Source organism: Marinobacter sp. es.042, from assembly GCF_900188315.1.
Lineage (GTDB): Bacteria > Pseudomonadota > Gammaproteobacteria > Pseudomonadales > Oleiphilaceae > Marinobacter.
On the sequence record NZ_LT897781.1, the window covers coordinates 3471370 to 3495945 of the forward strand.

At 55.6% G+C, this 24576-nt stretch carries 12 protein-coding genes; 9 read left to right on the forward strand and 3 right to left on the reverse strand.

Going from position 1 to position 24576, the window contains the following annotated elements:
• The first annotated feature begins 100 nt into the window (after positions 1-100).
• From thiI to CFB02_RS18110, 5 genes are all read left to right on the forward strand, one after another.
• On the forward strand, positions 101-1555 hold the full coding sequence (gene thiI, locus CFB02_RS16040) for a tRNA uracil 4-sulfurtransferase ThiI (protein WP_088558798.1): 1455 nt from the start codon (positions 101-103) through the stop codon (positions 1553-1555).
• A gap of 220 nt (positions 1556-1775) precedes the next feature.
• The gene (locus CFB02_RS16045; RefSeq protein WP_088558799.1) at positions 1776-13139 is read left to right on the forward strand and encodes a DUF1566 domain-containing protein; all 11364 of its coding nucleotides are present in this window, start codon (positions 1776-1778) and stop codon (positions 13137-13139) included.
• Between the two features lie 183 nt (positions 13140-13322).
• Positions 13323-13622, forward strand: a complete 300-nt coding sequence (locus CFB02_RS18105; RefSeq protein WP_157677816.1) for a hypothetical protein — start codon at positions 13323-13325, stop codon at positions 13620-13622.
• A gap of 177 nt (positions 13623-13799) precedes the next feature.
• Positions 13800-14192: an RHS repeat domain-containing protein gene (locus tag CFB02_RS16055; protein ID WP_157677817.1), complete on the forward strand. Its 393-nt coding sequence runs from the start codon at positions 13800-13802 to the stop codon at positions 14190-14192.
• Positions 14193-14866: 674 nt separating this feature from the next.
• Entirely contained in the window at positions 14867-15163 is a 297-nt protein-coding gene (locus CFB02_RS18110; protein WP_157677818.1) for a hypothetical protein, read from the forward strand.
• Positions 15164-15315: 152 nt separating this feature from the next.
• Here CFB02_RS18110 and CFB02_RS16065 read toward each other — a convergent pair whose 3' ends face one another.
• Complete coding sequence (locus tag CFB02_RS16065; RefSeq protein ID WP_088558803.1) at positions 15316-16329, reverse strand: histone deacetylase family protein; 1014 nt, start codon at positions 16327-16329, stop codon at positions 15316-15318.
• Positions 16330-16514: 185 nt separating this feature from the next.
• On the opposite strand from CFB02_RS16065, the gene CFB02_RS16070 reads away from it, so the two are divergent.
• Both CFB02_RS16070 and uvrD read left to right on the forward strand, forming a co-directional pair.
• Entirely contained in the window at positions 16515-17966 is a 1452-nt protein-coding gene (locus CFB02_RS16070) for an NAD-dependent succinate-semialdehyde dehydrogenase (RefSeq protein WP_014578583.1), read from the forward strand.
• Between the two features lie 305 nt (positions 17967-18271).
• Positions 18272-20437 (forward strand): DNA helicase II, encoded by a 2166-nt coding sequence (gene uvrD / locus CFB02_RS16075; RefSeq protein ID WP_062785908.1) that lies wholly within the window; start codon positions 18272-18274, stop codon positions 20435-20437.
• Positions 20438-20671: 234 nt separating this feature from the next.
• Here the strand turns inward: uvrD and CFB02_RS16080 are convergent, their stop codons facing one another.
• Both CFB02_RS16080 and arsB read right to left on the reverse strand, forming a co-directional pair.
• Positions 20672-21469 carry an undecaprenyl-diphosphate phosphatase gene (locus CFB02_RS16080; RefSeq protein ID WP_008172985.1) on the reverse strand — a complete coding sequence of 266 codons (798 nt, stop codon included), beginning with the start codon at positions 21467-21469 and terminating at the stop codon, positions 20672-20674.
• A gap of 129 nt (positions 21470-21598) precedes the next feature.
• Positions 21599-22669: an ACR3 family arsenite efflux transporter gene (gene arsB / locus CFB02_RS16085; protein ID WP_088558804.1), complete on the reverse strand. Its 1071-nt coding sequence runs from the start codon at positions 22667-22669 to the stop codon at positions 21599-21601.
• 91 nt (positions 22670-22760) lie between these two features.
• Here arsB and CFB02_RS16090 point away from each other — a divergent pair, with 91 nt between their 5' ends.
• Together CFB02_RS16090 and CFB02_RS16095 are read left to right on the forward strand one after the other, a co-directional pair.
• Entirely contained in the window at positions 22761-23525 is a 765-nt protein-coding gene (locus CFB02_RS16090) for a metalloregulator ArsR/SmtB family transcription factor (protein ID WP_088558805.1), read from the forward strand.
• Between the two features lie 46 nt (positions 23526-23571).
• Complete coding sequence (locus tag CFB02_RS16095) at positions 23572-24576, forward strand: ArsJ-associated glyceraldehyde-3-phosphate dehydrogenase (RefSeq protein WP_088558806.1); 1005 nt, start codon at positions 23572-23574, stop codon at positions 24574-24576.

Here is a 24576-nt window from a genome sequence, read left to right on the forward strand (position 1 = left end):
ACTCCTGGATGTTGCGGAAATGCCCGATTTTGAGGCACGCAGTCAAAAGGGTAGACTAAGGCCTTTCAGTACAATACGCCACCCGACAAAATTCCGATTTATGAAACTGCTTATTCGTCCCGCTCCGGAAGTTGCTATCAAGAGTAAACCCGTCCGTCGCCAGCAGATGCGTCATCTGCGCCAGAACATCCGAAAGCTGCTGGCGCGGCTTGATCCGGAGATTCGGGTTGAAGGCAGTTGGGACAGGGTAGACGTGGAGGTGCCAGACGGTCGTGGGTTGTCCGGGCCGGCCCTTGAGCTGCTTTTGCGCATACCGGGCATTTCCACGATCCAGGAAATCGGAGCGTTTCCATTTGTCAGTCTGGAAGATGTTGCCGAGAAGGCTGTTGAGGCCTTTGCGGACCGGTTGACTGGCAAAACCTTTGCCGTCAGGGCCCGACGTCACGGTGAACACAGTTTCCGCTCTATTGATCTGGAGCGTACCGTGGGTGCCGCGCTTATGCAGGCATCGGGTGCCAGTGGGGTTGATCTGAAATCTCCACAGGTTGAGGTGCGGATTGAAGTCCAGGACGACCAGTTCCATATTGCCCATCGCAAGCACCGGGGTTTGGGCGGCTATCCGCTGGGCAGTGTCGAAAATGTGCTGACCCTGATTTCCGGGGGCTATGATTCGTCCGTGGCGGCTTACCTGATGATGCGTCGGGGTTTGCGCAGCCACTTCCTGTTTTTCAACCTCGGTGGCACGGCTCACGAGGTTGGTGTGCGCCAGGTAGTGCACTACCTGTGGGATCGCTATGGTGCCTCCCACAGTGCCAAGTTTATTTCGGTTCCGTTCGAAGGCGTGGTTGCAGAAATCATGCGTTCGGTGAGCCACCGTCACTGGGGTGTGGTGTTGAAACGCCAGATGCTTATGGCGGCTGCCGACATTGCAAAAAAGAACAACGCCTCTGGCGTGGTGACAGGGGATGCGGTGGCCCAGGTGTCCAGCCAGACCCTGAGCAACCTGAACGTGGTGGACCGGGCCAGTGACGAGGCGGTCCTGCGGCCCCTGGTGGCGATGGACAAGGAATCCATCATCCGCATCGCCCGGGAAATTGGCACCGAAGTCTATGCCCGCAACATGCCCGAATACTGTGGCGTCATCTCCCAGAAACCGGCTACCCGCGCCAAGCTCCATCGCGTGGAGGAAGACGAAGCCCAAATGGACACGTCAGTGCTTGCCAACGCGATTGAGGCCCGGGAAGAAACGCCGATAAACCGGTTGCTGGAAACGACCGTGACGCCGGAGGAAGTGGAGCTGGTGCAGACACCATCGGTGGATGACGTGATCATCGACGTGCGTCACCCCTCGGAGGGCGAACAGTCACCGCTGACACTGACCAACAATGAGATCCTGCAGATCCCTTTCTACGAGCTGAATCAGCAGCTACCGGAGTTGCCGGCGAACCGGCAATACCTGCTGTATTGCGATCGCGGCACCATGAGCCGGATGCACGCGGGGCATCTGAAGGCCGAGGGGCACATGAACATAAAGGTCTATGTCCCGGCGATTTGATCTGTGAGGGGCGGTGTTCGATTGCGCATCTTTCAGTGTGATGCAAGTCACAATTCGGAGGCTGACACTTGCTCAGTCTGTGTTAGTTGCGTGTAATAGTTTTATGGCCTTGGCCCCCCTCAACATTTAGCAGAGTCTGCAGTTCGAAGATCTCTGAATAGAAACGCTTTGTTTTGGGGGGGTGCATGGATTGCACAATGAAACCTGAAAGGAAGCCCTCATGGCACAGTCACGCCTGTATGTCGCCTTTTCTGCTCTCGCGTTCGCCTCTCTCGCACTGATATTACCTCCCATACCTGCTGCGTTATCCACGCCGATGACCCCCGAGATTGTTGGCACGGAAAACAACGACTTGATCGTAGTTGGGCCGGAAGATTCGCGAATCCTCGTCGGAACCGCAGAGGATTTGATCATTGGTGGTGCCGGCAACAACGAATACCTGATCGACGCTGGTGTGGGTCACATTACCGTTGTCGAGGTGGCCGGGCAGAACACGGTGGAATTCGGGCCTAATATTTCTTTTTCTGATGTTGCCAGTGGCCTATGGCGTTCAGGCGACGATCTACAGCTAGTATTGGGTAATGAGAATCGAACCCTTACTGTGAGTGGGTTCTTTACCGTTAAAGACACTATCGCGTCTTTTACCTTTCAGAACGGTCAGCAGCTTTCATCTACCCAACTATTCCAGGTATTTGGTGCATCGGAACCAACCGCTGATGGAGTGCCTCTCCAACTGGTTCAGGCGGGGAGTGGTGACAGTGTAATTTCAGGGTCAAGTCAAAGAGATGTTCTGGTTCCATCAGATGATACTCAAGTCTTAAAGGGGCTTGCAGGCAACGACTACCTGATTGGACGCACGTCCCCTGTCACCTTCGAGATTTATCCGGGGGACGGCCAGGATGTAGTTGTGGCCTCGTCGGGGCATCACGAGATTTTCTTCAGGGGCGGCATTACGTTTAACGATGTGGCGTCCCAGTTGCAAAAACGTGGCGATGATTTGGTACTCGGCAATCGCAATAGTGATGGCGAAGTACGCATCTACAAGTTCTTTACGCTTGCCAATACGGTTGTAGATATACGTTTTGAATCCGGAGGGCAGCTTCAGTCAGCTCAATTGTTTGAGCTCTTTGGCGTAGCTGCTCCTGAAGCGGAAACTGAATACGCACTCAACGTGGAAGGTGTTCTGCTGGACGCGGGAGGAAGTGGTAACGGCGGCGGTGATTGTGGCAATGATTGCTCGGGCGGAGGAACCGACCCGGGCAATGGAGATCCCGGCGACACCGATCCGGAACTACCGGAAGAATTCCATTGGCTTATTGGTACGGTTGATGATGATCTGATCTATGCCGGAAGCGGGGACAACTTGATTATCCCGGAGGCCGGTGATGATTATGTATTGGGCGGGCCAGGTAACAACCTTTACTATTTTGAGGCAGGCTTTGGAAACAATGTCATTGTCGAGACAGAAGGCTTCAATGTTATCGAGTTTGATGAATCGATAACGTACTCCGATGTTTCTCAGTCTTTCGTAAAGTCTGGGAATGATCTTTTACTACGGATTGACTCTAAACAGGTCCGAATTACAGTAAGAGACTTCTTTTCTGTAGCCAACACGTTGGGCGAGTTAAGGTTCCATGACGGTGCCTCACTGACTCGCTCAAGCCTCTTCCAGGTTTTTGGGGAGGAGGTGCCCTCTCAGGTTCAATCCTCTCGTTCACTGGTACTGGGTGCCGGAGATTCGGACACCATGTCTGGGTCGGGCGTAAGCGAGTTCCTGGTGCCCAGAATGGGCGTGCGCGTCGTTGAGCCAGGTGAAGGTAGTGATTATCTCGTAGGCCGCTTGCCCGGTGGTGAAGTCCTCCAATATGGCGATAATGGCATTACGTTTGAACTGCGTCCTGGCGATGGTAACAAGGTAATTGTTGCTGACAGTGCCTTGAACAACGTGCATTTCGTCGGAGGCATTGAGCGTCAGGATATTGCCTCAAATATGATCCGGTGGGGAAATGACCTGGTTCTTCAAAGTGAGAGCCATAATGTCGGAGTGCGGGTTGTAAACTTTTTCTCACGGCGAGATGTCATAGGGAATATCTTTTTTGGTGGCGGGGATGGGGGCTCTCAGAGCACTCTTAGTAGTCAGGACATATTGGGCAGCTTTGGTGTCTCACCAGATGCCGAATCCCGTCTGAACATCCTTATTAAAGGAGGCTCCACCGATAGCTGCGACGCAGGAGAGGTGGATAGCTCCGAAGGCTTTGGTCTGACACCTGAGCAATTATCTGAAACCAATCAGCCTCCCCAGGTAACCTCTGCGCCAAGTTCAGAAGCCTGGTACGCCAGCGAATATGTGTACCAGGTAAGAGCCACCGATAATCAGAATGATGATCTTTGCTTTCACGTTACTGGCCCTGAAGGCGTTGAGATCGATCAGTACGCGGGCCTGCTGTCTTGGGAGCCCCAGCGGCACCAGCTTGGCGACAATTATTTTGAGGTTCGGGTTGTTGACGAGCGGGGGGGCGAAACCCTTCAGATGTTCCATTTGACCGTCCAGGATCCCAACAAAGAGCCTGCCTTTACCTCCTGGCCTTTGCAGAACACGGTCGTCGGTCAGAATTACGTCTACTCTTTGATGGCATCAGATCCCTTCGTTGCAGACAGTCGTCTGGCTTTCTCTCTCGTTTCTGGGCCAGAAGGGATGTTGCTTGAGGAAGATGAGCTTCGATGGACGCCAAGCGATAGTCAGATAGGTGACCACGAAATATCCGTTCGGGTAACAGATCCCTATGGATTGAGTGATACCCAGAGCTTTGTAATCAGTGTCTCGCCGCTGGTGACTTTGGAAGAAGTAGAGGAAGGGCACTCCAGAATTCCCAGAACGGGGGCAAGAGTAAGTCGTTATTCCGAAGATGACGGGGATGCCAGGGTTGGTACGGATCGCTTCTTTGTTCGTGACGATGAACGGGACGTTGTTGTTGACCAGGTGAACGGTCTTGTTTGGCAAGATAACAGTGATGTTGTCCTGAATGAAGCAACAACGTTCCACAACGCCGCATCGTATTGTCGTGATTTGGAGTTGGGTGGAGAGACTGAATGGCGCCTTCCCAATCGCCTTGAGCTGGTCTATCTCTTTGATCATAGCAAGACGCTGATCGAACAGGTTTTCAAGTATCAAGTCGGGACCGGTTACGATCAGCGATGGTTTTTTGCATCCCCCCAGTTTCAAGGCCGCTCTCGAGAACCTGCGTATAGCAGCTGGAAAACCATGGTGGATTTCAAAGACACCAGGATTCTGCCCGCTGATTACAATAAGGAAGCCAGTGTCCGCTGCGTCAGCGGTCCGCAGCGATTCCTGCCGTCGCTTCATCGATTGGATGACCACAATCTTGTGGTTGACCGTGCCAACCGTTTGATGTGGCAAGACACCCCTGAATCTCTGCAAATCAGGGGCAATGTTGAAGCAAACCTGGCTTATTGTGGGGCTTTGGATCTTGGGGGCTTTTCTGACTGGAGATTGCCTAACTTCAATGAGTCCCAATTATTGGTGCGAGAGTTTGAATATTTTGTGTTCGATGGTTCTCGATGGAGCCCGGACTTTTTTATAAACGTACCGGAGAACAGGCATTGGCTATCTTCTACTCTAGTAAATGATGATCCAGCCCGAGGATACCGATTCAGGTATCAGTATGACCCCGAATCCAACTATGCGGGGAGCTGGGCTGCGAATGCCAACCATTCGGTCGTGGGGCTCACTTATGATAACTATGCGCCGCGATGCATCCGAAGCTATGCGGAGCCCGTGGCGGTCCTCGCCAACATGCCGCCGCAAGAGGTAGATGTTGAACAACCCATTGTGTTCGACGGCTCTGCCAGCTACCACTCGGATGGAAATATTACGGCCTACGAATGGAGCAACCTGACTACAGAAGAGGTGCTTGGCGACAGCGCCGTTCTTGAAACTCAGTTCAGTAATGCTGGAACGTACGAGATTCAACTCACCGTTACCGACCAGCTTGGGTTGAGTCAGTCTTTGGAGGAGCCCATCTCGCTGGTGGTGTATGGGCCGCCAGTCATCCAGATTTCGGGCCAGACCTCATTGTGGGAAGGTGACACACTTGTTCTGGATGGTAGCGGTACCGAGGATGTAGCCGGAATTTCAACTTATGAATGGACAAATGCTACAGACGAGAGTGTGGTTGCTACGGGACCGCTTCTGGAAATGGCAAACCTTACTGCCGGTGAGAACTCCTACCGGCTGACGGTTACAAACGCGCGAGGACTTGAGGCAGCACAGGATGTCACTGTTGTGGTGATTCCTCGCCCCGATATCGAAGTAGAGGGTAACCCGGACGTTAACCTTGGCGACACCGTAACGCTTGAGGCTGGGCCCCAGGCGTCGGACCCGTCAGTTGAATCCATCCAGTGGTTGTCTCAAGAAACCGGTGAAGTACTTGGCGAAGGTTCGACCCTGATGTTAGAAGGGTTGGCACTTGGTCAGCATCAGATCGTTTTGTCACTTACTTACGCTAATGGATTGACTCACCAACAGTCGATCGACGTATCGGTGAGCGGGCACAGCCCAGTGATTAGCCTGGAGGGCGATTTCCTGGCAGCAGTGGGTGATAGCGTTTCCATCAGTGCCCAGGCCAGCCATGTACCCCTGGGAGAGATTGCCGCCTTCCGCTGGTATGAGGGCGATACCCAGACACCGTTCAGTAACTCCGCGTCGGTTACCTTAACCGGGCTTGAAGCTGGCAGTTGGCCATACCGGGTTGAAGTTGAGTCCGATGCGGGCCAGGTTGCCACTAAGACACTGTTGGTGGAGGTTGGGTACGCACCACAAGCGACTCTGCCCGCTGCACACTACGTTTACGAAAACGTCCCGATTACTCTTGATGGATCTGGCAGTTCTGTCCAGGAAGGTTTGCTTGAGTACGAATGGCGATTGCAAGATGAAGTCGTGTCCACCAGTGCGATCGCGAATCTTCAAGGGATGCCTGCTGGCGAATATCCGGTTCTATTGACCGTAACGACAGGGCTTGGTCTTACCGACACGGCGGAACTGAGTCTCATTGTTGAGCCAACAAGGGAGCTGATGTCCTGTCCCTTTCAACCCGTCGCCAATGATAAGTACGTGGAGCTCCAGTACCCGGAAAACGATATAGAGTGGCGAGGAAATCAGGTCGAAACAGTCGACGATATTGCCCGGGGCTTCAACTATGCGCGCTCTCAGGACCCATCGGTTTTCCAGTTCCTGATCATGCCGGATCAGGCGACCTGGGACGCTATGAGTCTTCAGGAAAAAGGGCTCTATCTTGTGAATGCCGAGCGCACGGCACGAGGTCTCAAGCCCTATCAGGGGGTTGCTCAGGAAATCGTGACGATTGCTCAAGACTATGCTGATTACATTCATGATCGTAATCAGGTCATTGGTCACTACAACGATGGCCTTAGCCCAAGCGATCGTCTTGATTCAAACGCTTATCTGGCAAGTCATCGCGATGCCCATGTAAAGACGGAGTCTGTTGCTTCCGGCAACGGTTACGCCGAGGTTCCAACGGCGGATCAGGCATTGGTACTGGCCATTTATGGTTGGCTCTACCAGGATAAAAGCTGGTTTGAGGACTTTGAGTGGGCAACCGGCCCCGCGTGGGGGCACCGGGACCACGTTTTGCAGGCGGGCCTTGATGAAAACAGCGGCATCGAATCCGAAGAAGGGGTGATCGGGTTTGGGGTTGCCCGGGGGCTTTATCGCCCGGGACAAGCGTCACCTTCCTCACATGGCTATGTGACAGTTTTCCAGACCGTTGACCAGAACAGCGAGTGGGACATGTCTGGCGTCACTACGGTGGATGTGTCAGCAGCCCAAGGCTGCAATACCGCTCACATTCTCGAAATTGATGAATCGCGGGTGGATACCAATGGGCTGCGAGAGATCCGCGTAGCACCCAGCACCCTGATGATGGTTCCGGGTGATTCGCATTCTCTTCAGGTAGGCGCTTATTACGACAACGGAAATGAAGTGGATATCACCGCCTACGCCAGCTTCGTAGCGGACAGCCGGTCTATCATTTCTGTTGAAGGTGGCGTATTGACGGCAGAGCGGGAAGGGAACGCTCAGGTGCTTGCCCGCGTTGATGGTTTGGAGTCTAACCGACTCTTTGTCCGGGTTCGTGAAGCAACTGATCTCAGCAATCTTCAGGGCGCCGAGGCGTCTGCATACTCGGAATACGTGCCAGACAACGCGACCATTAGCAGTTACGACCCCATGGCCATGGCGGTGTACACCGGGCTGGTGCTGGATCGTGACGGACAGCCCATGGCCGGAGTACAGGCTTCATTCCTGAATAAGCCCGAGCTTGGCTCAACAAAAACCGGAAGTGATGGTCGGTTTATCATCGCTGGACCTGCCGGTCAGCAGACCATCGTTTACGAAAAAACCGGGCACCTTGTTGTACAGCGAACCACCATCGGCTCCTCTAACGCTTGGGCAAGTCTCGAGAATGTCATGTTGCTGCCCCGTGACAGCAAACAGACACGGATCGATTTGACGTCCGGCGAACCTCAGGTTCATCAGTCCACGACGGTTATTGACGAATTTGGCGAGCGTCAGGCAACCGTTGTCTTCAATGGTATAACCACTGCAACCGTGGTCTCTGCAGACGGCAGTACTCGCGAGCTTGACGAGTTTCAGTTCAGCGCGACGGAATTTGAAACTCCGGAATCGATGCCAGGAGAACTACCCCGCGAGACGGCCTTCACGTTCGCCAATGACCTTCACGTAGCGGGCGTTTATTACAGCGACAGCGTTGTTTTTGATAGTGACGTTGTGATGTTCGTTGATAACTTCCTGGGCTTTGACGTTGGCGAGATTGTCCCGATCGGAACCTATGATCGGCTTGGAAATCAGTGGGTGGCGTCCTCCAACGGCGTAGTTGTTCAGTTGTTGGATGTTGATGGCGATGGTGTGGTCGACGGCCTCGACTACACCGGCGATTCCACGCCGGACGACCTCAACGGCAATGGCAACACCGAAGATGAGGTTATTGGTCTGGCAGGTTACGATGCCGGAGACACGCTCTGGTGGGGTAGCTTTAACCACTTCTCGGCCAAGGACTACAACTGGGGCTCCAGTGAAGACGAAGCGCCTACGGAGCTGGCGCTTGATCCGGAGCAGGAAGATGAACAGAACGAAGAGCTTGAATGCACGGGTTCATACGTTAAGCCGTATCAGCAAACCTTCCACGAAGACATTGCCATCTCGGGCACGAACCTGACGCTTCACTACTCCAGCCAGAGGACCGAGGGATATAAGCACAAGGCGCGTATTAGAGTCAGCGGTGCCGAGATTCCCTCAACGCTTGAGAAAATGATCGTGAAGCTGGAAGTTGCCGGCCGGGTGTTCCAGAGAGAACTGGCGCCGGCAACGAATACCGAAGTGGAGTTCATCTGGGATGGTACCCGGGTGGATGGTGTTCGCCCTGTAGGGATGGTAAGTGGCCGGGTGAGCATCGGGTATGAGTACAAAACCCAGTACATCAGTGCAGGCAATGCTGCTGAGGAACAGCGGGAACTTTCGGAGTTCCCGGTGGCTTGGGCTACGGTGGGCAATAACGTGACGGAAGTACCAGGCCGCCAGAACTACATCAGTTGGCAAACCCGCGGCGTCTCCTTCAAGAACAGTTTTGAACGCCAGCTGGCCAATGGCTGGTCTTTGTCCAACGTCCATGAATACGATCCCGCAGGCCGAGTGTATCTGGGCAGTGGCAGCGTCGTGGATGTGGAAACTCAGTCACTGATCCTTAAAACCGGCCTCACCTACAGCCTGGTTGATGGCGATGACGGCTATTATCAGAGCGGGGGCAGCAGCATCGATTACACCGTGAACGATGAAGGTGTGCTTGTTGACAAGGTGACCGGGCTGGAATGGCAGTTTACCGATCAGCCGTTCGAGGCTCGCACCAAGGCAGGGGCTCAGGCGTATTGCGCCAACGATGCTATGCCGAAGGGAACAGGTTGGCGTTTGCCAACGGCCAAAGAGATTGGCTACACCCTTGATAAGTCGGGCGGGAACATCGGGCCGGCCATTTACAGCGTATCCCGTGCCCGAGGTCTTTGGCACACGTCGGCGGCGAATCCAGAGAGTGCCCTGAAGCCCGTCATGTGTGTTCGGGGAGAGTCTATTGATGAGCGATACACCCAGAACCTGAAACGTGACGCGGCCAAACAGGTAGTTGTCGATAATGACAACGGCCTTATGTGGCAGGATGCGCCCGAGAACGCCAGTACCAAGTTGGATTGGGCTTCCAGTATCCAGCATTGTGAGGCCTCTACGTTTGCTGGCTTCAGCGATTGGAGACTGCCGAACATCAACGAGCTGCTTTACGTTCTGCCAAACAGCGTGTTTGCCCATCAAACAGAGTTGGTTTTCCCTCCCGGGGAATACTGGGATCATGAAGCCAGCTTCCGGCAGCCGTACTGGAGTTCAACCACCAATTTTCGGGACGATGAACAGGCCTGGGCGATTGAAAGCGCCAGCTTCAATAGCGAGCGGTTCAGCAAGACGGACCAGTATCACGTGCGCTGTGTAAGAGATGCCGCTTCAGCCTCAAGAATGCCATACCGCTTTGATAGCGAGGGCCGACACATTGCCACCTTCGATCTGGATAGTGGTACCACCCTGGTTGAATTCGGTTACAACGAGGCCGGCAAGCTCAATCAAATTACGGACCGTTTTGGAAACGTTATTGCCATTGAGCGAAATGCCGACGGTGAACCACAGCGAATTGTGGCAGCGGATGGCCAGATAACCGAACTCACGGTTGATGAACACAACAACCTGACAGCCCTGGCCTATGAAGATGGCAGCGAGTATCAGTTCCTGTATCAGGATGGCGGGTTGCTCACCGAGAAAACCGACCCGAACGGCTACCGCTACCCTCATGAATTTGACCAGAATGGTCGTGTCTACCAAACCCGAGACCCCGAAGGCGGCCAGTGGGACTTCTTCGATACCCGGGTAGGTATCGGCCACAACCGCTATGGTTATACCACTGCGGAGGGTAATCAGTACCAGACCGTTCGCCGAGTGCTGGAGAATGGTGATGTCCGCAAGGAAATCACCTATAAGAACGGGACCACCCTGGTCGATATCCTGAGGGCTGACCAGCTCCAGCAAACCACTCTCTATGGCGGTGTTACCACTGTGGTGGACAAGGTGCTGGACCCCAAAACCCTGCAAGAAATCCCCAGCGCCATAACCGTTTCTCAGCCCAGCGGCCTGACCCAGAGCACCACGCTCAGTACGGTCTACGGCCAGAATGGCGCGGATACCAGCCGATACACGGTGACCGCGAATGTGAACGGCGACACCAGCACCACCGAGGTAGACGCACGTGCCGGCACCCTGGTGCAAACCTCGGCGGAGGGCCGTGTTGTCCGTGAACAGGTTGACCCGGAAACCCTGCTCACTCAAAGCATATCCGTGACCGGCCTGTTGGACTCCGAGTTTGCTTACGACGCCCGTGGCCGCTTGATTCAGGAAACCGTGGGCGACCGTAGCACCAGCTACACCTTCGGCAGCGAAGGCCGGGGCCAGGTGACTGCGATAACGGCCGCCGACGGTAAGCAGACGTTTTATGAGTACGATCTGCTCGGGCGGGTCACCAAAGTCACTTACCCGGACGGCCATACCACGCTCAGCGAGTACGACGAGAACGGCAACCGAACCACCCTGGTGGTGCCAACGCCGGCTGACCACGACAGCGCGTACAATGGCATCAATCGGGTTACCTCCGAAGCGACCCCGCTGGGTGAGACGACTCAATACGAGTACGATCGGGATCGCCGCCTGACGGCCATTGAGCTGCCATCCGGGCAACGGCTGGAACATACCTACAGTCAGAACCGCCTGACCCGGACCGATACGCCGGAAGGGGCAATCCTCTACGACTACCACCATGGCGATCAGCTGAGCCAGATTACGGAAGGTGGAGAAAGCCTGAGCTACAACTGGGACGGCACCCTGTTGACGGCCGTGAATTACCAGGGCGAACTCAACGAAGGGATCCAGTACCAGCACAACCCGGATTATCAGGTCAGCCAGATCACCTACGCCGGTGACAGTGCCAGCCTGACCTATGACCGGGACGGCCTGTTAACCGGCATTCACGGCTTCGCCATCGGTCGCCACGCCGATCACGGCCTACCGGTCAGTCTGGACGATGGCACCCTGAACCGGACGTTTGCCTACAACGGCCACGGGGAAGTCACCGTTGTCAGCACCGAGCTGAATCAGGCGGCCACCTTCGACTACGAACTAACCTACAACAAGGTTGGCCAGATCGTTGGTAAAACCGAAACCCTACCGGATGGCACCGTCAACCAGTACGGGTATGAGTACGATGATCGCTACCGCCTGACCGAGGTGACCAAAAACAGCCAGTTGGTGGAGCAGTACCAGTACGACGCCAACGGCAACCGTACTCTAGCCACCAGTATCGAACGCGACGTCTCGGGTGTTTCCGCCAGCTACAACCTGGGCGACCAGTTACAGAGCTTCGGCAATACCAGCTACACCTACGATGGCAACGGACGCCTGAGCCAGAAAACCACGGGCACCGACGTCACCACCTACGATTACGACAGCCAGGGCCGGCTCAAACAGGTGCAGACTCCGGACCACGCCATCGAATACCGCCACAATGCCCTGGGTAACCGGGTCGCCAAGGTCAAAGATGGGCAAGTGGTGGAGCGTTACCTGTGGCAGGACAAGACCACGCTTCTGGCCACCTACGATGGGGACGGCAACCTCAAACAGCGTTTCAACTACACGCTGGGCCATGCTCCGACGAGCTTTACCGAGAATGGCCAGACCTATTACCTGCTAACGGACCACCTGGGCAGCCCGAGGATAATCACGGACAGCGCTGGGCAAGTGGTCAAGGCTGTTGAGTACGATGTCTATGGCAATGTGATCAGTGATAGCAATCCCGGCTTTGAGATTCCGTTTGCGTTTGCCGGTGGTCTGAACGATCCGGATACTGGTCTGATCCGGTTTGGCTATCGGGATTACGATCCAACAACCGGTCGCTGGACGGCCCGGGACCCGATTGGTTTTGCGGGTGGGGATACGAATCTTTATGGGTATGTGTCCAACGATCCCGTAAACTTTGTGGATCCAACGGGACAGTTTGGGGTTGTAGGCGCGGCTATTGGTGGAGCCATTGGCGCTGTCTCTGCGTTCACCGGTGCATTGGCAACAGGAGCAAGCATTCCAGACGCGGCATTAGCAGGAGCAATCGGGGCTGCAACAGGTGCTGCGACAGGGTTCTTCGGTGGTGTAGGCATAGGTGCATCTGCGGCAATTGGCGGGGGAAGCAACTTGCTTGGTCAAGCGATCGGAAACAATATCGATGGTGACCCCTGCAATAATTCAAATATCAACTGGGGATCGGCCGCTGGGTCAGCGGTAGGTGGTGGTTGGGCCTCAGCTATTACTCGCGGTGCTGGCGCTGTGTCCGGCGCTGTGATTGGGTGGGGCCCATCAACAGCCTCGGGCGCAATAGGAACAGCATTGGGAAGATAAGGAATTGTTTTGACTAAATGGGAAAATCAATGTCTTGGGGGCGCGGGTAGGTATTACCCGCTTCTGTATCTAATACCATTACCAATAATAGGAGCTTCGATATATCTGTTTAGCTTCTCGGTGCTAAATTATTTTTTATTATGGGAAAGGTTGATAATTATTGGGTTTAGCATATTTTTTTTGATGAAATTTAAAGAATCAGTCGAGGCGATTCTCATCGTACGCTCGACTGTCCAAGAAATAACCTATAATGGAAGGCGATTTTCAGGGAAAACATTCAGTGGAATGGCCTTTGAGTTTGATAAGTCAACGATGATTTCTCAAGGTGAATTTTTTTCTTCTAGTAAAAATATGAAATTCCTTTTTCACGAGGACAATATAAATTTAATGCTGAAGTGTGAATTTGGAAAATTGTACCTTTCAGGAAAGACTTCAGGATTTGAGGAATTAGAAAGGTTGTTATTTGGTAGAGAAATATCCTGAACCGCCTATGCAAGCCTAATTGTGCACTTAGCCACCTTCGACTACGAACTGACCTAGAACAGCGTCGGCCAGATTGTTGGTAAAACCGAAACCCTGCCGGATGGCACCGTCAACCAGTACGGGTATGAGTACGATGACCGCTACCGCCTGACCGGGGTAACCAAAAACAGCCAGTTGGTGGAGCAGTACCAGTACGACGCCAACGGCAATCGTACCCTGGCAACCAGCACCGAACGCGGCGTCTCGGGTATTTCCGCCAGCTACAACCTGGGCGACCAGTTACAGAGCTTCGGCAATACCAGCTACACCTACGATGGCAACGGACGCCTGAGCCAGAAAACCACGGGCACCGACGTCACCACCTACGACTACGACAGCCAGGGCCGGCTCAAACAGGTGCAGACCCCGGGCCACGCCATCGAATACCGCCACAACGCACTTGGGAACCGGGCAGCCAGGATCAAAGACGGCAGCGTAGTGGAACGCTACCTGTGGCAGGACAAGACCACGCTGCTGGCGACCTATGATGGTGATGACAACAGTGTTCCCTTTGGGCTTCAGGAGGCCTGAAACATGCAGGTTCTGCCTTGATCCGGTTCGGGTATCGGGACAACGACCTTAGCGCGGGCCGCTAGATCGTCGTTGCCGAAAAACCAAACATGAGCTATTTATTTGCAGGGTTGGCGGGCTTTCCCTATTGTATATTGTCGTTATTTTGTTGGGCAGAGATTTCTTTCCCGATCTTTTGGGTTTTGCTATTTTAATAATAATTATTGGAGTTATTGTATTTGCTTCGATTGAGGGAAATCGTAAACGGAAGCGAAGGAAGTAGATTGCGGTAGCACTCCTTTGATGAGGGCTCGGCCCTGATGTCACGGGTTTTGATTTTTATACGATAATGCTGAGATCCGTCAGACATGGCATGAAGACAATGGAATTTAAAATCAATCGAAGAAATGTAAGTCTGATTGTCTCGATATTATCGAACTCTGATTTAGCATCTGTGTTTAAAAGTGCCGAAGAGACAATGTTGAGTGGCGATAGCCTAAAATAGCGATATATCGTTGATCTAAGTAAAGGGCAGGTAAATGAGGTGATAGATTCGCTGTCCGATTATCTTGTAAGAAATGGTGTGAATGAATTTGGTGAGCTCAATTCTTTAGATTATCGCTTGGAAAGTGTCATAGAGATTTTCAGTGTTGAGTAGGTAAGTATATATGCCACGCCTCGAGTTGTAATTTAAAATGAAAACTTCCATCGTTAGCGGAGTGAAGTATGGTGTGGCCGGGCTTTTACTGGCTATTCTCTTGCCGGTTGGCATTAGTACTTCGGATAGTTCAAAGGATACCCTGATCGGCATCCTGGGTAGCGTTTGTGGCCTGTTATCGGTGGCTGTTTTATTAACTGGAATAGTCTTGTTGGCCAAAAGCAGCGTGTCGATTCCGGTATTTTTGAAATCGTTTCTTTCTCCGAGCCTGCTACTTGCCGCGATCAGTGTATGGAATCTAGTCAACGCAGGATGGCTACCTTGGGCGGGTTAACGCCGGTAAACGGTGCAGTGGCTGGCAAGAGTAGTACCAAGAGCCCCTGAATCTGGCGGAAGCGATGAGGCTCGGAATACCGAGGACAACCGCTTCTGCCATGAGCCCAAATAGTTAACGGAGAGCTGGCACCCTGCGCTCTGGAATCTGTCCTAACCCTCCAACCCCTTGAAAAACTGCTGGACGTTCTCGCTCAGGGCGTCCAGATCATACCCGCCTTCCTGCACCACCAGCGTTGGTAGTCCCAGTTTGCGTACATGGGTGCTCAGTTTGCAGAAGCCCTCGGAGGAGACCGACACCTTGGCCTGTGGGTCGTTCTTGTAGATATCGAAACCCAGGGCCAGAATTATGGCATCCGGCTGGAACAGCTTTATGGCCGCCAGGGCTTCATCCAGTTTCGCGAAGAAATCGTCTTCCGTTGAGCCGTGTGGCATTGGCATGTTGATGTTGTAGCCAAAGCCTTCCCCTTCGCCACGTTCGTTCTCAAAGCCGCTGACTACCGGGTAGAAGTTGGTGGTGTCGCCGTGGATAGAAATGTACAGCACATCGCTGCGATCGTAGAAAATCTCCTGAATACCCTGGCCGTGGTGCATGTCGGTATCCAGGATAACGATTTTCGGGAACCGGGCCTTCATATGCTCGGCAGCAATTGCGGCGTTGTTCAGGTAGCAGAAACCACCGGCGGCATCCCGGCGGGCATGGTGCCCCGGCGGTCGGCACACGGCGTACGACGTTCTGTCGCCAGCGATCAGAGCATCGGCCGCACCCAGCGCGCTCTGCGCAGACCAGTAAGCGGCATGCCAGGTGTGTTCGCCGATCGGACAGCTGCCATCGGCCTGATAGCGGGCCGCCTCGGCGAGAATGCCCGTCAGGTGATTCGGGGAGCGGACGAAGATATTCGAAATAACCTCATCGCCCCAGTCATCCATCTGCTTCCAGCGCCGATGCGCAGATTCCAGAAAGCGCAGGTAGCCCAGATCGTGAACTTTTGAGATCGGCCCCGCGCCCTGGTCTGCGGGCTGCAGCACGGAGATGCCCAGTTCCCTGAGTCCGCCCAGCATTTCACCAGTGCGGGCAGGAATTTCCTGGGGCTGGCGCATCTGTCCCCGGGTAAAGTAGGTCTGTGGAACATGCTCATCCTGTGCAGGATGGAAAAATGCCTTCATTGTCCGGTCTCCTGAGTGTCTGATTCCCCGAGTATAGGCACACTCAGGCGATGATCAAAAGCCTGCCCTTGACTTTACAGGTCGGGATACAACATCCACTATGAAAGACATAAAACACTGACGCAACCAGATTACCTTCACTGCGCCCCACTCGGGGCGGAGCCAATCACAGAAGAGGAGCCGAGATGATCGAGTCACCCCTGCTGGAAAAGCTGACCGGCTATATCGGTGGTCGCTGGACTGACAATGAACATGGCAACACCTTCGATGTCTATAACCCGGCAACGGGCAAGGTGATCGCCCAGGTCGCATCCATGTCGGAAGACGAAGTGAACGCCGCCGTTGCCTCCGGCAAGTCGGCACTGCGACTGACCAGTCCCTACAGCATCGAGACCCGCCGCAAGTGGCTGGAAGACATCCGGGACGCGCTCAAGGCCAACAAGGAGGAAGTCGGTCGGATCCTGTGCATGGAGCATGGCAAGCCGCTGCAGGAGGCCCAGGGTGAAGTGGATTACGCCGCCGGGTTCTTCGATTACTGCTCCAAGCACATCCAGGCCCTGGATGCCCATACCATTCCGGAAAAACCGAAAGACTGCACCTGGACGGTCCACTACCGGCCCATTGGTGTCACCGGCCTGATCACGCCCTGGAACTTCCCCATTGGCATGATCGCGAAGAAGCTCTCCGCTGCGCTGGCGGCAGGCTGCCCCTCGGTGATCAAACCGGCCAGCGAAACCCCGCTGACCATGATCGCCCTGTTCAGCCTGATGGATAAGCACACCGACATACCTGACGGCATGGTGAACTTGGTGATGGGTAAAGCCAGCGTGATCGGCAAGGTTCTCTGCGAGAGCCCCGACGTGCCCATGCTCAGCTTTACCGGTTCCACCGAAGTGGGCCGCAAGCTCATTGTCGATACGGCGGATCAGGTCAAGAAACTGGCCCTGGAGCTGGGCGGCAACGCGCCGTTCATTGTCTTTGATGATGCCGATCTGGATGCGGCGGCGGATAACCTCATCGCCAACAAATTCCGGGGTGGCGGTCAGACTTGTGTCTGTGCTAACCGGATTTTTGTGCACGAGAAAGTGGCCGATGCCTTCGGTGAAAAACTGGCCGAGCGGGTCAACAAGATGACCGTCGGCGACGGCATCAACGGCGACGTGGACCTTGGCCCCCTGATCAACCAGGCCGGCTACGACAAGGTCAAGCGTCACGTACAGGATGCCCTCGAAAAAGGCGCTACCCTGGTTGCCGGCAAGAAACCGGAAGATCTGGGTAACGACCTGTTCTTCCCGCCGACCGTCGTGCACGGCGTAAACCGGGATATGTGCTGCTACCAGGAAGAAACCTTCGGCCCGCTGGTGCCCATGGCCCTGTTCCGCACGGAAGAGGAAGTCATCGAAGCCGGTAACGACACCGAGTTCGGTCTCGCCTCCTACGTGTTCACCAACGATGCCGAACGCGCCCAGCGCGTGGCTGCTGGCCTTCGTTTCGGCCACTGCGGCTGGAACACCGGCACCGGTCCGACCCCGGAAGCGCCGTTTGGTGGCATGAAAGCCTCGGGTATTGGACGTGAAGGCGGCCTTGAAGGTCTGTTCGAGTTCGTGGAAGCTCAGACGGTACCCAGAGGCTTCTAAAGAATAGCCCTCATCCTTGGGAGTGTCGCACGGGGGAGGTTCCCCTTCAGGACACGCTACGAGCACATCCATGTGCGCTTGGCTGTGGCCATCCTTGGCCACAGACAGTCCTGAAGGGGAACCTCCCCCGCGCTCTTTCTGGCATTAGATGAGCGCTTATCAAATCTTCTCGCCTGACATGAGTAGATCGGATCAGCGAAGCGTAATTCGACAAACAACTACAAAACATTCCCACCCGGAAATCCCTCTTTTCTCCTGTTATACTCAACAACCTGTTTATTTAACCAGTAGCGAACCGATTCTTTATGGACGTCTCCCACATCATCGATCCGTTGAACGATGCCCAGCGTGAAGCTGTTACCGCTCAGAACGATCACCTTTTGGTTCTGGCAGGTGCAGGAAGTGGTAAAACCCGTGTTCTGGTGCACCGGATCGCCTGGTTGATGACCGTGGATCGGGTGCCGCCCACTGGCATCCTGGCGGTTACGTTTACCAACAAGGCCGCCAAGGAGATGCGTTACCGCATTGAGCAGATGATGGACATTCCGGCTCGCGGCCTCTGGTTTGGCACCTTTCATGGCATCGCGCACCGTCTGCTGCGCTCGCACTGGAAAGACGCTGGCCTGCCGGAGAACTTCCAGGTGCTGGACAGTGACGACCAGCTGCGGCTGATCAAGCGGGTGATGCGGGAAAACCAGATTGATGAGAGCAAGTGGCCGCCGAAGCAGGCCCAGTGGTTTATCAGTAGCCAGAAGGACGAAGGGCTGCGGGCGGATCATATCCAGGAGAATCCGGGCGACCATTTCCTGTCGATCATGCTGAAGATCTATCGCCAGTACGAAAAACTCTGCCAGCAGGGTGGTCTGGTGGATTTTGGCGAGCTGTTGCTGCGATCCCATGAACTGTGGCTGCATCGTCCGGAGCTGCTGGCCCATTACCAGAGCCGGTTCCAGCATATCCTGGTGGACGAGTTTCAGGACACCAACACCATTCAATACGCCTGGCTGCAGGTGCTGGCCAGCAATCGCGTGCCAATGACGGTGGTGGGAGACGACGATCAGTCTATCTACGGCTGGCGGGGTGCCAAGGTCGAAAACATCCAGCAGTACCAGCGGGATTTCCCCAACGCCCGGTTGGTGCGTCTGGAGCAGAACTACCGCTCCACCCAGATGATCCTGAAGGCGGCCAACGCGGTGATCGCCAACAACCAGGGCCGGCTGGGCAAGGAGCTCTGGACCGACGGTCCGGAAGGCGAACCGATCAGCCTGTACGCGGCGTTCAACGAGCAGGACGAAGCCAACTACATTGCCGACAGCATTTCCGCCTGGGTGCAGGACGGCAATCTGCGCAGTGAATCCGCGATTCTCTATCGCTCCAACGCCCAGTCCCGGGTGCTGGAAGAATCGCTGATGCGCCAGGGGATCCCATATCGGGTCTATGGAGGTCTGCGTTTCTATGATCGCCAGGAAATCCGAAACGCCCTGGCGTACCTGAGGCTGGTCCAGTATCGCCGCGACGATGCGGCATTTGAGCGAGTGGTGAACGTGCCGCCCCGTGGCATAGGCGCAAAAAGTCTCGCTGAACTTCGGGAATACGCCACCGAGCAAAGCATCTCCTTGTGGGAATCCGCCGAGCGGCTGCTGGAAGCCGGGCAGGTGAAAGGCCGGGCCAAAACCGGCCTGCAGTCTTTCATTGCGATCATCGAAGGCCTCTCAGAGATGGTGGGCGATGCGTCATTGCATGGCCTGATGAAACAGACCATCGAAAACAGCGGCTTGAAGGATTATCACGCCAGCGAGAAAGGCGAGAAAGGCCAGGCTCGGGTGGAAAACCTGGAGGAACTGGTGAATGCCCTGTCTGATTACGAAGTGGAGGATGGCGTGGACGCGCTGTCGGAATTCATCGCCCAGGCGGCCCTGGATGCGGGTGAGTCCCAGGCCGGGGATCATGAAGACAGCGTTCAACTGATGACTCTGCACTCTGCCAAGGGCCTGGAGTTTCCCCTGGTGTTTCTGGCCGGAGTGGAAGAGGGGCTGTTTCCCCACGGCATGTCCCTGGAAGAGCCGGGTCGCATGGAAGAGGAGCGCCGACTGGCCTACGTGGGCATTACCCGTGCGATGAAGAAGCTGGTGCTCACTTACGCCGAATCCCGCCGTTTGTACGGTCAGGAAAAGTTTAATGCGTTGTCCCGGTTTGTGCGGGAGATTCCGGGCGACTGTCTGCAGGAAGTGCGGCTGCGAAATACCGTCACCCGTCCGGCCATGGTCGAGCGTCCGAATGAGAGCATGTTCAGCCAGGATTCTGCGCAGCAGTCAGGCTTCAGCCTGGGTCAGCGCGTACGCCATCCAAAGTTTGGCGAGGGCATCGTGATGAATTCTGAGGGCACCGGGCACCATACTCGGGTTCAGGTGAACTTTGATGAGGGCGCCAAGTGGCTGGTTTTGGCTTATGCGCCTTTAGAGGCCTGCTAGTTTGAGTGCGTGCACAGGGTTGGGGTGGCCTTTCCAAAACACGCTCCTTGCGGCACCCCTCCGGGGTCCAGCCTGCAATCACAGATTGCAGTCGTTCGGCTGTCGCATGAAGCTTCGCTTCATAAGCGCTCGGCCTCACCCATGTGGCGCTTGGGCTCCGCCATCCATGGCTCCGCACAGTTTTGGAAAGGCCACCCCAACCCTGCGCTTCAGGCTCTTTGCTGGGCGCCGCGTTTACATAAGAACTGCGTAAATCACACCCGCAAGCACAATCCGATAGATAACGTACGGCCACATCCCCACCTTGTTGAGCCACTTCAGGAAGAAGTGGATTGCGGTAATGGCCATCAGGAACGAAGTCACCCCGCCAATCAGAAAACCACTCCAGTCGACGATCACATCCGAAGTTGCTACTTCCAGCAGTTTCACCGCCGATGCCAGCACGATGATGGGGATTGCCAAGAGGAATGAGAACCTGGAGGCGGTTTCGCGGGTCATGCCCAGGAACAGGCCGGCGGTGATGGTTACGCCGGAACGGGAGGTGCCGGGGACGAGGGCCATGGCCTGGGCGATGCCTACCAGGACGGCGTCTTTCCAGTTCAGTTTGTCGAGGGTGCGCTGACGTTTGGGCAACCAGTCTGCAAGGCCGAGGAGCAGGCCGAAGAACAGGGTGGTGAAGAAGATGACTTCCACCGCCCGCAGTTCGTTGTCGATCATATCCAGCAACGCCAGGCCGGCCAGGCCGGCAGGGATGGTGCCGATGACGAGGTACCAGGCCAGGGCGCCCTGGCCAACGATTTTGCGGCGGCTGACGGAAATCAGACCGTCCCGGGCAATACCAAAAACATCCCTTCGGAAATAGAGCACAACCGCCAGCAAGGTCCCGACGTGCACCGACAGGTCGAAGCCTACGCCCTGATCGGTCCAGCCGAACAGCGCCGGGGTGAGGATCAGGTGAGCGGAGCTGGAGATGGGCAGGAATTCGGTCAGTCCCTGGAGAAGGCCAAGGAAAAGGGCCTGGAAAACGTCCATTGCGTGGATTCCGTCAGAGTCAGTGCGTCAGAAATGTGGCCGCGATATTAGCAGGGTGACGGTGAGCTGAACAGGTAATGCGAGTGGGGCCAGCGCCGTGACCAAAAGCCCGGCGGTGGCCGCCGCGATTTATGCCGGGAACCGATCCCGGGTCTTGTTGGCGATACGAACAAGCACCAGCATCAGAGGTACCTCCACTAGAACCCCGACGACGGTTGCCAACGCCGCGCCGGATTGCAGGCCGAACAGAGCGATCGCCGCGGCCACGGCCAGTTCGAAGAAGTTGCTGGCACCAATCATGGCGCCTGGCGCCGCGATGCAATGGCGGACCTTCCACAGCCTCGCCCAGCCGTAGGCCAGGAAGAAAATCAGGAAAGTCTGAACAATCAGCGGCACGGCGATCAGCACGATGTGCAGGGGGTTGTTCAGGATCACTTCGCCCTGGAAGGCGAATAGCAGCACCAGAGTGACGATCAGCGCCGCCGGGGTGACCGGGCTGAGCCGCTTCATGAAAACGTCGTCGTACCATTGCTGACCGTGCCGCGAGATCAGGGCGCGACGGGTCAGGTACCCGGCTGTTAGCGGAATCACGATGTACAGGACGACGGACAGCAGCACGGTATCCCAGGGCACCTGTATGTCGGAAATACCGAGCAGGAAAACAACAATCGGCGCGAAGGCGAACAGCATGATGATGTCGTTCAGGGATACCTGAACCAGGGTGTAGGCGGCATCGCCTTTGGTCAGGTAACTCCACACGAACACCATGGCGGTGCAGGGCGCCGCGCCTAGCAGGATTGCGCCAGCCAGGTATTCGCTGGCCAGTCCCGGAGCGATCCATGGCTCGAACACCACCATCAGGAAGAACCAGGCAATGGCAAACATGGTGAAAGGCTTGATCAGCCAGTTGACGATGGTGGTGACCGCGAGGCCTTTCGGTTCTTTTCTGACGCCGACCACTGCACTGAAATCAATCTGCGCCATCATCGGGAAAATCATTGCCCAGATCAGAATGGCGATGGGGATGGAGACCTGCGCGTATTCGAAACGGGACAGGGTCTCGGGTACCACTGGTGCGAGCTGACCGAGCGCCACGCCGGCGATGATGGCCAGGGCTACCCATACCGACAGGAACTTGCCGAACAAATCCATGCCGCCATCGGCGTCTTCAGCCCGGGTTATTTCTGTGTTGGTGCTCATCGTATTTGATGATTCCTTTACTCGTAGGGAGGCTGAATCTATTATGCACAAAATTAGATATTCATAAAACCGAATATACGGAACTCCAGATATGAAGCGCCGCGTTCTATTTGTTTGTACCGCCAACAGTGCCCGTTCCCTGATGGCAGAAGCCTTGCTTCGTGACATGGCGGGGGACCGGTTTGAAGTTGCCAGCGCCGGTACCGAGCCAACCAGGCCCCACCCCATGGTACTGGAGGTGCTGGAGGAAGCCGACATATCCACCGAAGGCTTACACAGCAAGCAGCTGGCCGATGTGCAGGGGCAGTACTGGGATTATGTGATTACCCTGTGCGAGAAAGCCGCGAACGAGTGCGGTTCGGTCTGCCAGCCGGCCCAGCAGATTGCCTGGGATTTTGCCGATCCGGTACCGGCAAACCGCCACTCCACCTTCGCCCTCACTCTCAAGGAAATCAAAGAGCGCATTGCGCTGTTCGCACTGGTGCATGAGAAAAAAACCGGACCGAAACCCGCCAGCTATGACCCGGTCGCGGTGTTCAAGGCCATGGCTGACGACTTCCGTCTGGCAGCCCTGCTGCTGATTCGAAGCCAGGAACAACTGTGTGTCTGCGAGCTTACGGAAGCCTTTGAGGCGCCCCAGCCAAAGGTCAGCCGGCATCTGGCCACGTTGCGGGATGCCGGCCTGCTGGCCACGGAGCGTCGGGGCCAGTGGATCTACTATTCCCTAAGCCCGGGAATTCCGCAGTGGTTGGCCCGGGTGCTCGATGAAACCGCCAGCCATAACGAACGATTGATAGAGAGCCCGCTGGCGCGATTGCAGGCCATGGCAGACCGTCCGTCTGTCCAATGCCTGTAGTGCCCTCGCGGTTAAATTCAGGGAACAGGTCCATCAGGAGCAGATTATGAGCAAAATCAAAGTAGGCATTAATGGATTCGGCCGTATCGGTCGTCTGGCCTTGCGGGCCGCTTGGGGCTGGCCAGACATGGAGTTTGTAGCCATCAACGATCCGGGTGCCGACGCAGCTACGCTGGCGCATCTGCTTAACTTTGACAGCATCCATGGTCGTTGGAGCCATGAGGCAACAGCGGATGGAACGGAGATCGAGATCGAAGGGAAGCGCATCCGCGTGACCCATAACCGCACCATTGGCGAAACTGACTGGTCCGGCTGCGATCTGGTGATCGAGGCCAGTGGCGTCAACAAGAAGGTCAGTGCCCTGCAGGCGTATCTGGATCAGGGCGTGAAACGCGTCGTGGTCACCGCACCGGTGAAGGAGGCGGGCGCCAAGAACATTGTGGTTGGTGTGAACGACGATATTTTCGAGCCGGCCAACGACCGTATTGTCACTGCCGCCTCCTGTACCACCAACTGCCTGGCGCCGGTGGTAAAGGTGATTCATGAGAAGCTGGGTATCAAGCACGGCTCCATCACCACCATTCACAGCCTGACCAACACCCAGACCATTATTGATGCACCCCACAAGGACCTGCGCCGGGCACGGGCCTGCGGGAGTTCACTGATTCCTACCAGCACCGGTTCGGCAACGGCGATTATCGAGATATTCCCGGAACTGAAAGGGCGCCTGGATGGCCACGCCGTGCGTGTGCCGCTGACCAATGCGTCGCTCACCGATTGCGTGTTTGAAGTTGAAACAGCCACGGACAGGGATACCGTAAACCAGCTGTTGAAAGAAGCCGCTGAAGGTGAGCTCAGAGGCATCCTGGGTTACGAAGAGCGACCGCTGGTGTCGATTGATTACAAGACCGACCCGCGTTCCTCCATTGTTGATGCACTGTCCACCATGGTGGTGAATGGCACCCAGGTGAAAATCTACGCCTGGTACGACAACGAATGGGGCTACGCCAACCGCACCGCAGAACTGGCGCGCAGGGTGGGTCTGGCCTGA

Coding starts and splice junctions, on each gene's coding strand:
- CFB02_RS18110 (WP_157677818.1), top strand. CDS start 14,867: ATGAAAACTTCCATCGTTAGCGGAGTGAAGTATGGTGTGGCCGGGCTT.
- CFB02_RS18105 (WP_157677816.1), top strand. CDS start 13,323: ATGAAATTTAAAGAATCAGTCGAGGCGATTCTCATCGTACGCTCGACT.
- CFB02_RS16065 (WP_088558803.1), bottom strand. CDS start 16,329: ATGAAGGCATTTTTCCATCCTGCACAGGATGAGCATGTTCCACAGACC.
- CFB02_RS16095 (WP_088558806.1), top strand. CDS start 23,572: ATGAGCAAAATCAAAGTAGGCATTAATGGATTCGGCCGTATCGGTCGT.
- thiI (WP_088558798.1), top strand. CDS start 101: ATGAAACTGCTTATTCGTCCCGCTCCGGAAGTTGCTATCAAGAGTAAA.
- CFB02_RS16070 (WP_014578583.1), top strand. CDS start 16,515: ATGATCGAGTCACCCCTGCTGGAAAAGCTGACCGGCTATATCGGTGGT.
- arsB (WP_088558804.1), bottom strand. CDS start 22,669: ATGAGCACCAACACAGAAATAACCCGGGCTGAAGACGCCGATGGCGGC.
- CFB02_RS16090 (WP_088558805.1), top strand. CDS start 22,761: ATGAAGCGCCGCGTTCTATTTGTTTGTACCGCCAACAGTGCCCGTTCC.
- CFB02_RS16080 (WP_008172985.1), bottom strand. CDS start 21,469: ATGGACGTTTTCCAGGCCCTTTTCCTTGGCCTTCTCCAGGGACTGACC.
- uvrD (WP_062785908.1), top strand. CDS start 18,272: ATGGACGTCTCCCACATCATCGATCCGTTGAACGATGCCCAGCGTGAA.
- CFB02_RS16045 (WP_088558799.1), top strand. CDS start 1,776: ATGGCACAGTCACGCCTGTATGTCGCCTTTTCTGCTCTCGCGTTCGCC.